This is a genomic window from Clostridium sp. LIBA-8841 (assembly GCF_034439435.1).
GTDB lineage: Bacteria > Bacillota > Clostridia > Clostridiales > Clostridiaceae > Sarcina.
The window spans coordinates 387847-399475 of sequence record NZ_JAPCKJ010000004.1; the positions used below are offsets into that span (position 1 = coordinate 387847).

Below are 11629 nucleotides of genomic sequence, written 5' to 3' on the forward strand. Positions count from 1 at the left end.
AGTTTTTTGTAATTTTTTCTAATTTATGCTTGTTTATGACGTAAGGTAATATGTTAGCATAAGATTAAAAGGGGGCAATAAATATGAAAAATTCTGATTTTTTTACTGTTGGTGAATTGGCAAAAGAAATGGATGTTACTGTTAGAACACTTCAGTATTATGATAAAGAAGGTCTATTGAAACCTTCAGCTAAAAGTGAAGGTGGAAGAAGACTTTATTCAAAAAAAGATATGGTTAAACTCCACCAAATACTTTCTTTAAAATATTTAGGCTTTTCTCTAGATGAAATTAAAGACAAATTATTTTCTTTAGATGATCCATTTGAAGTTTCTGAAATATTAGCTAAACAAGCTGATATCTTAAGGAAACAAATTAATCAACTAAAAGTAGCTCTTGATACTACAGAATCTCTTCACAAAGAAGTTTTAAAAATCAAAACTGTTAATTTTTCAAAATATGCTGATATAGTTACTATTCTAAAACAGCAAAATGAAAATTACTGGTTAATAAAGCTTTTTGATGACAAACTATCTTCTCATATACGTGAAAAATTTAATGCTAATCCTAGTGATGGCATAAAAATCTTTAATAAATACTCCGAACTACTCGATAAAACTTTAGAACTGAAAAATCAAGATAAATCACCTAGTAGTAAAGCAAGTCTTTCTCTAGCTGAAGAATGGTGGAATATGATAAGTGATTTTACTGGTGGTGATATGAGTCTCCTTCCTAATCTTATGGAATTTAATAATAATAAAGAAAATTGGAATGAAGAACTGGCAATAAAACAAAGTATTATTGATAGTTTCTTAGATGAATCATTAAACTACTATTTTCAATCGAAAAATATAAATATCTTAGGAATGGAGGATAATTAAATGAGTACTGCATTAAAAGTATCTAACCTTTACAAAAACTATGGTAATAATCAAGTCTTAAAAGGAATATCTTTTGAAGTTTCTAAAGGAGAGATATTCGCACTTCTTGGAACAAATGGAGCTGGTAAAACAACTACTTTAGAATGCATAGAAGGATTGAAAATTTATAATAGTGGAGAAATCTCTCTTTACGGTAAAATGGGTGTTCAACTTCAATCATCATCTCTTCCTGAAAATATAAGAATTTTAGAAGCATTAAGCTTATTTTCTAAGTGGAATAACTCTACAGTTGATAATAACCTTATAGAAAAATTAAATTTAACTCCTCTTTTAAAGAAACAATACAAAGAATTATCAATTGGACAGAAACGACGACTTCATTTAGCATTATCACTAATTGGAAATCCAGATATTATCTTTCTTGATGAACCTACAGCTGGATTAGATGTTGAAGGAAGATTTGCCTTACATGATGAAATAAAAAACTTGAAATCTAAAAGTAAAACTATAATAATCACAAGTCATGATATGGCTGAAATAGCCTCTCTTTGTGATAGATTGGCAATATTAAAAGATGGAAAAATTGTATTTATGGGTACCCCTCATGAACTTACTTCTACAACCTCAAAACTTTATAAAATAAAACTAAAGCTTTCCTCTCAATTACTACTAGAAAATAATTCTAAGATTTTATTTAAATCTATTGATCAAGGATATTATACCTTTGAAATTAATAAGATTGATGAAGAACTTCTAGAATTATTAACTTGTGCTAAAAGTCAAAATATAGAGGTATATGATGTAAAAATAGAACAAACAACCTTAGAGGAATGTTTTATAAATATAGCAAGAGGTGAAATTAATGAATAAATTTTTATATGGTATCACGCTCCAATGGAAACTAGATTTAAGAAATAGAGGCATATTATTAACTTATTATGTTGTTCCTATTGTTTTTTTCTTCTTTATGGGTGGAATTTTCACTTCAATTGATCCTGAATCTTATAAAACATTAATTCCTTCTATGACAATATTTGCTGTAACCATGGGATCAATTATAGGTTATCCTAGCCCTTTAGTAGACTTTTTCAATAGTGATATAAAGAAATCTTATATTGTTAGTAAAATCCCTATTTGGACTCCTATAATGAATAATTTCTTATCAGCTTTTATACACCTTTTTATTGTTTCACTTATTATCTTATTTATTTCATCTATTGCTTTTAGTGCAAATCTTCCAAGTAATATTCCAGTGTACTTTTTTACTCTCTCACTATTTATTATTTCCTCATTAAGTCTAGGAACTCTACTTGGAATTTTCATAAAAAGCACATCAAAATTAACAATGATATCTCAATTTATCTTTCTTCCTTCCATAATGCTTTCAGGTATAATGTTTCCTACTAATATGCTGCCATCCTTTTTGAAAAATGTCGGCAATCTCTTTCCTGCTACCTGGGCATTTGAAACAATGAGTTTAACAGATAATTTAGAGTTACTTAAAATACTTCCACTAATAATAATAATTCTAATTTCTTTATTGATAACTATATTTAAAATAAGAGCTAATAAAAAAGTTCAATAATTCAAGCTATGACTTAGCATTATAAATTGGTATTTATCAAAAATCACTTTTAAAATATATTAATTAAAAGCTAAATATAAAGTCATTCTTTTTACAAAGTAAAAAACTGTATCAAAACTCTAATCAATTATAAAAAAATTAGTAAGTATTTTGATACAGTTTTCTATTTAATTAATATTGTTTGATTTAACTAAAGAATGTTTTCTTCCATAAATTAAATAACTTATAATCAATAAAAATAAAACAACTATGAATATTTGCCATGTACTCTTTGATAAATTAGTCATTAAAAATAAACAACTAATAGCTCCCAATATTGGTATAAAAGGTACTAATGGTGTTTTGAATCCTCTTTTTACGTTTGGATATTTCTTTCTAAAGGTTATTAAAGATATACAAACTAAAGTATATGTTAATAAGAAAGCTATATTGGCGAAGTCTGCTAATTGTCCTAGGTTAAAAAATCCTGCTAAAAATGCACCTATTATACCAACTGTCCATAAAGCAGTATAAGGAACCTCTTTTTTATCAACTTTACTAAAGAATTTTGGTAATAATCCATCTCTACTCATAGCTAAAAGTATATGTGATGTTGTGAAATTTCCTGCAAATATTACAGCAAGAATCCCTATAACAGTTCCTAAGGATACTATAAAAGCAATTCCATTTTCTCCTGCTAATTTCAAAGCATAAGATAATGCATCCCCAACATTTAAATTAGTATATGATGTTATTCCTGTTAAAACTAATGACACTGCTATATATATAACTGTACATATTAATAAAGAAGTTATAAGCCCTAAAGGTAAAGATTTTTCAGGATTCTTTACATCTTCAGCTGCTGATGCTGTAGCATCAAATCCACAATAAGCAAAAAATAATGATGCAGTTCCTGTAACTACTCCCTTAACTCCAAAAGGTGCAAATGGATGCCAATTACTAAGGTCTACGTGGAATGCTCCCACTCCAATAAATAAAGCTATAACAGCAATCTTTATAAATACCATAAAATCATTTACCTTTTTACTTTCCTTAGTTCCTAATGATATTACAAAAACTATAAATAAAATTGATATCATTGCTGGTAAATTTACTATTCCACCTTCACTAGGAATTGCTGTAATCGATTTTGGTAATTTTATTCCTAAGGTATTTAGAATACTTAAAAGATATGCTCCCCATCCCGATGCAACTGTAGCCGTAGATAAAGTATATCCTATAACAATACATAATCCCGATATGTAAGCAATAATTTCTCCCAAAGAAACATAAGTGAATGAATAAGATCCTCCTGCACTAGGTATGCTAGAGCTAAATTCTGCATAGCATAAAACTATTATGGCAGCAGCTATTCCCCCTCCTATAAATGCTATTGATGTAGCTGGCCCAGATTGCTTTGCAGCAACAATCCCTGTTAAAACCATGACTCCTGTACCAATTACAGATCCAACACTCATTAAAGTTAAATCTAAGGTGCTAAGAGTTCTTTCTTTATTTTCATTTGCTTCGCTAAGTATTTTTTTTAAACTTTGCTTTCTAAAAATCTCCATAGATTAATCACCCTTTTAAATTATTAATTTTAAATGATATTACTTATTGTGAAACTCTAATATTTTTAATAAGTTTATTAAATTATTTCCTACACGATATATGTTAACACTTTATTCATTATTATCAAACAATTTTAATTACCTAAAAAAAGGTTGTATCCAAATCAGATACAACCTAATTAATAATTTATAATATTCATTTTAAGTCAGGGATTTTTAAAATTTATATTATAACTTATCAGCTTATTACTTTAGACTTTTTAAATTTAAATCTTAGTATATTATTCAGTCTTTCTCTATCTAAATTTAACTCTAATATTATTGCAGCTATTATTATTAATATAGCACCTAATATTTGTTTATTATTTAAAACTTCTCCAAATATAAAGAAAGCAAATATACTTGATAATACTGGCTCCATAGAAGCTAATATACTGGTAACACTAGCCTCTATATATTCTGTTGATTTTATATAAAAGGTATTAGAAATAAATGTACTTAAAATACCTATAGATAATATATTTAATATGACTATACCTATGTTAGGCGAATTTGCAATTATACTAACTGACTCCTTGAAATCTGTAAATAAACCTATAAATATACTTGCAAATATATAGCCATAAACGAGCATTGTATCTTTTTTGTAGGAACTAAAAAACTTAGGAAATATTATCTGAAAAGCAAACAAGAATCCTGTACCTAATCCAGCAGATAATCCTATTACACTCATATTAGAATGTCCTAAAGACATATTTGATACCATTATGCATCCTACTAAAGTTAATACTATAACAAAACCTTTTTTCAGATTAAATTTTTCATTAAAGAATAATACTCCGAATATTGTTACCCATATTGAGTTTGTAAACATCAATACAGTCGCCACTGATATAGGTATATACTCCACTGATAAATTGTATCCAATAAAACATAATGCAAAGGTTCCTATACCATATAAAGCTGAAACACATAATCCTTTAATATCTATTTTTAATACTTCTCTGTTTGTCACCATTACCCAAATGAAAAAACAAATAGCTGACAAAAAACTTCTACTAAAGGCTATAAACATTGTTTCTAGTCCAGATTCATATAAAGTTCTACTACTTATACCCATTATGCCCCAAAAAAATGTTGCTATTAAGACTAAACTTATTCCTTTCTTCTTACTATTCATAATAATTCCTCTTTTTCTAAGTTTTCAGCACAATTTATATTATATACTTATTAACAAATTTTAAAAGTTCCAAAAATGACATTTTAACATTATTAACTTTCATTTTCTGCACTATTATATTAATTTAGTTGCTATTTCTTATAATTCCTCTAATTAGCTTATATACTAATTTATGCTGCATTTAAAAACTTATTCAAATTTTAAAAGTTGTCAGTTTAAAAATATTTTTGAATAATTCATTTCAAAACTATGCAAAAATGAATTTCTAAAAGCAAAAATGGGAGTAATAATACTACTCTCATTTTTAATTTGATACGTCAAAAAGGTGCAAGTTTTTACTTGCACCTTAAAATAATATAATATTTATATCCTTAAACTCTTACTAAATGAATTCTCATTTAATACATTATAATTATTTAAAAGAAACCTTATTGTCCTCTAATTTTTCTATGATAGCAAGAGATTCAACTCTTACACCTAAGTCTTCTAAAACTTTTCTTCCTTCTTGGAATCCTTTTTCTATAACTATACCTATTCCAACTAATTCTGCACCAGCTTGCTCAACTAAATCTATCATTCCTTTAGTTGCGCATCCTTGAGCTAAAAAGTCATCAATAATTAAAACTCTTTCACCTTTATTTAAGAATTGTTTTCCAACTCTAACTTTATAATCTTTTTTCTTAGTGAATGAGTGTACATTTGATTCATAAACATCTTTGTCTAAGTTTAAACTTTCAGTTTTTTTAGCAAAAACTACAGGCACATAATCAAAATATTGAGATGTTATACCTGCAATAGCTATTCCTGATGCTTCTATTGTAAGTATTTTATCTATTTTTTCGTCTTTAAATCTTTTTTTAAATTCCTTACCAACTTCATTAAGAAATCTTATATCCATTTGGTGATTTAAGAAACAATCTACCTTTAGAATATTTCCATCTCTAACTTTTCCTTCTCTTAATATCTTTTCTTTTAATGCTTCCATCTTTCTTTTCCCCCTGTTATAAAAATTATTTCATCCTGATAAGTAACTCACTTAATAATTACTCTTAAAATTCTTACTTAACCTTAAAAAAGTTCCATATAGCCGATACTTTTCTACTAGAAAACAATTCCTATAAGCTTGTTTAAAAATTTAAAGCAATGAATTCAATTAAAATTGGCTGAATTAACTTCGATTTAAATACTATTAAAAAACAAAAATTCCTAAGCCTTAAAAGCCTAGGAATATATAATAATCTCACAAAAATATAGAAATCACCTATATATTCGTAGTTAGGATGTTTACGGCCTCCTAGTAGAAACACTCAACCCATATTGTCGAGCATATACGATATACTTATATAATTACATATTAAGTTATTAAGTAGTATTATAACTACTTATTCTCACGATGTAAAGTTTTATCGTTAAATTATTTTTAACATCGCTTAAAAAGTTTTAATAGCTTTATATTCATAAATTAAACTTCATCTTAAAAGCATCTTAATACTGTAGAAATTTAATATTTAGTCTTGAAATAATTTACCAAACTCTCCTAATACACTACCTTCCCCTACGTCACGAGAACCTGGAACTTGAGGAGCTGATGCAATAACTTTAGATGCAAGTCTACTAAATGGTAAACTTTGAATCCAAACTTCACCTGGTCCTACTAAACTTGCAAAGAAAATCCCTTCGCCACCAAAAACAGCATTTTTGATTCCTTTTACATATTCAATATCATAATTTACATCTCTTGTCATAGCAACTAAACATCCAGTATCAACCTTCAATTTTTGTCCTGGTAAAAGTTGTTTTCTAACAATAGTACCACCTGCATGAATAAATGCCATTCCATCCCCTTCAAGTTTTTGAAGTATAAACCCTTCTCCTCCGAAGAAGCCTGTTCCTAATTTCTTTCTAAAATCTATTCCTATACTTACACCTTTAGCAGCACATAAAAAAGCATCTTTTTGACATATAAGTTTTCCATTATATCTTCTTAAGTCTACAGGAATTATTTTCCCAGGATACGGGGATGCAAAAGCTACTTTTTCTTTTCCTACTCCAACGTTAGTAAATGCAGTCATAAACAAACTTTCACCCGTTAATACCCTCTTAGCCGCACCACCTAATTTACCAAAAAATCCGCTTGATCCTTTATTACTTCCATCTCCAAAAATAGTTTCCATTTCTATACTATTATCCATCATCATCATTGCTCCAGCTTCAGCAACAACAGTCTCTCTTGGATCTAATTCAATTTCAACAAACTGCATATCATCTCCATAAAGCTTAAAATCAATTTCATGTGAATTCATCATTTACTTCGTCCTCCTATAGACATCTTCCTCGTATTTCAGTCTAATTTTATTTTTCATATTATCATAAATTATATAATTGTCAAAAAAATTATATTCTAACCCTTCAAAAAAATAATATATTTTTTATATTTAGTTAATAAAAAACATCATTTTTCACTTATATAAAAAAATAATATTTTTTACTCACATTTATTTAAATATATTCATAATATTTAGTAAGTATTTTTGTTGGACTTAACAGAAAAAATTTATATTTAGAAAAAAGTTATTGACAGACAACTCAAAGAGATATAATATGATATTAAATCTAATATTTAGTATCTATTGTGTTAAGAGGGAGTAGTTACAAGTTATAATATCAACATCGCGGTTAACGAAAAGTTACCTGGTATTATACACCAATTTTGGTTACAAGACTTTTAATATAATCTAAGGGATTTAAGGTATTTTATATACTTTTCCTTAGATTATATTAGGAGTCTTATTTTTTTTAGACTTCTATACATAGATATTATTTGTTAGTAATTATCCCTAAACAATAATTTTTAAATAAGGAAGGAGATAATAATATGAAAAAAGTCTATTCAAAGTCTAAAGAAGAACTTTTTAAAGATCTTGGCGTAAACAAGGACGGTTTAAATGACGCTCAAGTTCAAAGCATGCGAGAAAAATATGGTAAAAACGAATTAGTTGAAGGTAAGAAAAAATCTACTTTCCAAGTATTTCTTGATCAATTTAAGGACATGCTTATAATAATTCTTCTATGTGCTGCTGCTATCTCAATGTTCCTAGGAGATATTGAAAGTGCCGCTGTTATCATATTCGTGTTAATAGTAAACGCTACTCTTGGAACAGTTCAACATGTTAAAGCTGAACAATCTTTAAGTAGTTTAAAAGCTTTATCATCACCATCTACTAAGGTTCTTAGAAATGGTGAAAGAATCGAAATAGATTCTAAAGACGTTGTTGTTGGAGATATTATCTTCCTTGAAGCTGGAGATTATGTTCCAGCTGATGGTAGAATTCTTGAAAACTATAGTTTACAAGTTAACGAAAGTTCATTAACAGGTGAATCTGAAAGTATTGTTAAAATGTCTGAAATAATAAGAGGTGAAGACATTCCTATTGGTGATAGAAAAAATATGGTCTTCTCTGGAAGCTTAGTAACTTATGGTAGAGCTACTGTATTAGCTACTGCTGTTGGTATGGATACTGAAATAGGTAAAATAGCTCAATTATTAAATGATACTAAAGAAAAGAAAACTCCTCTACAAATCAACTTAGATAACTTCGGTAAGAAACTTGCAATGGGAATACTTGTTATCTGTGCTATTGTATTCGCACTTAGCATGTACAGAGGTGAAGCTCTTATAGATGCCTTCATGTTTGCTGTTGCTTTAGCAGTTGCTGCTATCCCAGAAGCTTTAAGTTCTATAGTAACAATAGTTCTTTCTTTAGGAACTCAAAAAATGGCTAAAGAACATGCTATTATAAGAAAACTTCAAGCTGTTGAAGGATTGGGTAGTGTATCTATTATATGTTCAGATAAAACTGGTACATTAACTCAAAATAAAATGACTGTTAAAAAAATCTTTGTTGATGGCGAAATTGTAGATTCAAATGAATTAAATTTAAAAAATAAAATAGATAATGATTTACTTCTTATGAGTTTACTTTGTAATGATGCAATTACCGATGGTGAAAAAGAGCTTGGTGATCCTACAGAGGTTGCTCTTGTAAACTTAGGTGACTTATATGGAATGGATGAGCTTGTTCAAAGAGATAAATTTAAGAGACTTGGAGAAATTCCATTTGATTCAGATAGAAAACTTATGAGTGTTGTTTATAACATTCATGGTGAAAATATTATAGCTACTAAAGGTGCTGTTGATGTACTTCTTAAGAGAGCTACTAAAATTGAAACTTCAAAAGGAATTAGACCTATCACTAAAGAAGATATAGCTAAGATAGAAGAAGTTAACCAAAACTTCTCAAAAACTGGTCTTAGAGTATTATCTTTTGCTTATAGAAATATTGAAAGTAGAACTGATATAAAACTTGATGATGAAAATGACTTAACATTTATAGGTCTTATTTCAATGATGGATCCACCTAGAGAAGAATCTGCTGAGGCTGTTAGGGCTTGTATATCCGCTGGAATTAAGCCTGTAATGATAACTGGTGACCATAAAATAACTGCTTCTGCTATAGCTAGACAAATAGGCATATTAACTGACGGAAGTGAAGCTATTGACGGTTCTGCTTTAGATAAAGTTAGTGATGAAGAACTTAAGAACATGGTAGAACACATTTCAGTATATGCTAGGGTTTCACCTGAGCATAAAATAAGAATAGTTAGAGCATGGCAAGAAAAAGGTAATGTTGTTGCTATGACTGGTGATGGTGTTAATGACGCACCTGCTTTAAAACAAGCTGATATCGGTGTTGCCATGGGTATTACAGGTTCAGAAGTTGCAAAGGATGCTGCTTCAATGGTCTTAACTGATGATAACTTTGCTACAATAGTAAAAGCTATTGAAAATGGTAGAAATATTTATTCAAATATTAAGAATGCGATTAAATTCTTATTATCTGGTAATACTGCTGGTATATTATCAGTATTATATGCTTCCTTATTAGCATTACCTGTACCATTTGCAGCTGTACACTTACTATTCATAAACCTTTTAACTGATAGTTTACCTGCAATCGCTTTAGGTCTTGAACCTCATAAAAAAGATGTTATGAAAGAAAAACCTAGAAAAGCTAATGCTTCTATTTTAACAAAAGACTTTGTTACTGATGTTTTATTTGAAGGCATAATTATAACTATTGTTACTATGACAGCTTTCCATATTGGATTAAAACAAGGTGGAGCTGCATTAGCAAGTACAATGGCATTTGCTACTTTATGTTTATCAAGACTTGTTCATGGATTTAATAGTAAGTCTAAGAAACATGTTTTATCAAAAGAATTATTCTCTAATAAATATTTATGGGCTGCTTTTGGTATAGGATTCGTACTATTAAACTTAGTTCTTTTAGTACCTGCATTTGAAGGATTATTCCAAGTTGCTCCACTTACACTTAACAACTTATTAACTATATATGGCTTATCTCTATGTACATTCATAGTTATTCAAGCTGTTAAATTTATAAGAGAAAAACTTAATAAAAATAAAACAAATACTGCTTCTGAAGAATCAAACACTGAAGACAAAGCAGCTTAATAATTATATTTTTTCTGTAGACCATGTTAATGGTATATTAGCATGGTCTATATTTATATAATACTAATACCAATTAAGAATATACAGGAGGATTTTGCATGGAATTTTTAGGATCTCTATTAACATTTTTAATTGATATAGTTGGTTCTTTTGGATACCTTGGAATCTTATTAATAGTAGGATTGGAATATGCTTGTTTTCCACTTCCAAGTGAAGTTGTTTTAACCTTTTTCGGACTTAGTGCATCTCAAGGAGAATTTTCTCTTATAGGAGTCATAATATTCAGTATTATAGGAGGTTTACTAGGTTCACTAATATGCTATGCCATTGGTTATTACGGAGGTGTTCCCCTTCAAGAATGGATAGGTCATAAATTTCCAAGTAGTCAAAAAAGCATGGTATCACTAAATAAATGGTTTAAAAAATATGGAAAGCCTGCAGTACTACTAGCTAGAATTGTTCCGCTTACTCGTACATATGTATCTTTATTAGCTGGCGCTGAAAAGTTCAGTTTAAAGCATTTTATTTTATACTCTTCTTTAGGTATAAGTATTTGGAATATTTTCTTAGTATGCTTAGGATACTTTATAGGAGATAATTTACCTCTTATAAATTCAATTATGGAAAAATACACTTTCATAACACTAGCAATATTAGCTATTGTTATCATTAGTGTTATATACCTTAAATTCTTTAAAAAGAAGAAATCTACTTCTAAACAAAATTAAATATTAAAGGGTTGTATCAAAAACAACTTAAAATAAAGCTTATAAACCTATTCCGAGAATTGATAGTTTTTCTCTTCATAATATTTATAAGGTTTATTGTTTAAGTTTTGATACAACCCATTTTTTTGAATTGACTCTGTTTTAAACATTCACATAAAACAGAGTCTTTAAA

The 11629-nt window shown here is 28.4% G+C and carries 9 protein-coding genes and 1 riboswitch; of the genes, 5 read left to right on the forward strand and 4 right to left on the reverse strand.

Annotated elements, in window-relative coordinates; all coding sequences use genetic code 11:
- Window positions 1-83 precede the first annotated feature (83 nt).
- The 3 genes from OIF33_RS12730 to OIF33_RS12740 are packed head-to-tail and all read left to right on the forward strand — an operon-like array spanning window position 84 to window position 2463.
- A complete protein-coding gene (locus tag OIF33_RS12730; RefSeq protein ID WP_322504637.1) occupies window positions 84-878 on the forward strand; it encodes a MerR family transcriptional regulator in 795 nt (264 codons plus the stop codon).
- Window positions 879-1748: an ABC transporter ATP-binding protein gene (locus tag OIF33_RS12735; RefSeq protein WP_322504638.1), complete on the forward strand. Its 870-nt coding sequence runs from the start codon at window positions 879-881 to the stop codon at window positions 1746-1748.
- Window positions 1741-2463, forward strand: a complete 723-nt coding sequence (locus OIF33_RS12740; protein ID WP_322504639.1) for an ABC transporter permease — start codon at window positions 1741-1743, stop codon at window positions 2461-2463. Before OIF33_RS12735 ends, OIF33_RS12740 begins: the two co-directional genes overlap by 8 nt.
- Before the next feature lie 167 nt (window positions 2464-2630).
- Here the strand turns inward: OIF33_RS12740 and OIF33_RS12745 are convergent, their stop codons facing one another.
- From OIF33_RS12745 to OIF33_RS12760, 4 genes are all read right to left on the reverse strand, one after another.
- Entirely contained in the window at window positions 2631-4013 is a 1383-nt protein-coding gene (locus OIF33_RS12745) for an APC family permease (protein ID WP_322504640.1), read from the reverse strand.
- Between the two features lie 238 nt (window positions 4014-4251).
- Window positions 4252-5193 (reverse strand): DMT family transporter, encoded by a 942-nt coding sequence (locus tag OIF33_RS12750; protein WP_322504641.1) that lies wholly within the window; start codon window positions 5191-5193, stop codon window positions 4252-4254.
- Between the two features lie 412 nt (window positions 5194-5605).
- Window positions 5606-6178: a xanthine phosphoribosyltransferase gene (locus tag OIF33_RS12755; RefSeq protein WP_322504642.1), complete on the reverse strand. Its 573-nt coding sequence runs from the start codon at window positions 6176-6178 to the stop codon at window positions 5606-5608.
- A 267-nt stretch (window positions 6179-6445) separates the two neighbouring features.
- Window positions 6446-6548: riboswitch (purine riboswitch) on the reverse strand.
- Window positions 6549-6701: 153 nt separating this feature from the next.
- Window positions 6702-7499 carry a TIGR00266 family protein gene (locus OIF33_RS12760; protein WP_322504643.1) on the reverse strand — a complete coding sequence of 266 codons (798 nt, stop codon included), beginning with the start codon at window positions 7497-7499 and terminating at the stop codon, window positions 6702-6704.
- A gap of 569 nt (window positions 7500-8068) precedes the next feature.
- On the opposite strand from OIF33_RS12760, the gene OIF33_RS12765 reads away from it, so the two are divergent.
- Window positions 8069-10729, forward strand: a complete 2661-nt coding sequence (locus tag OIF33_RS12765; RefSeq protein ID WP_322504644.1) for a calcium-translocating P-type ATPase, PMCA-type — start codon at window positions 8069-8071, stop codon at window positions 10727-10729.
- Window positions 10730-10827: 98 nt separating this feature from the next.
- On the forward strand, window positions 10828-11457 hold the full coding sequence (locus tag OIF33_RS12770) for a DedA family protein (protein WP_322504645.1): 630 nt from the start codon (window positions 10828-10830) through the stop codon (window positions 11455-11457).
- Window positions 11458-11629: the final 172 nt, after the last annotated feature.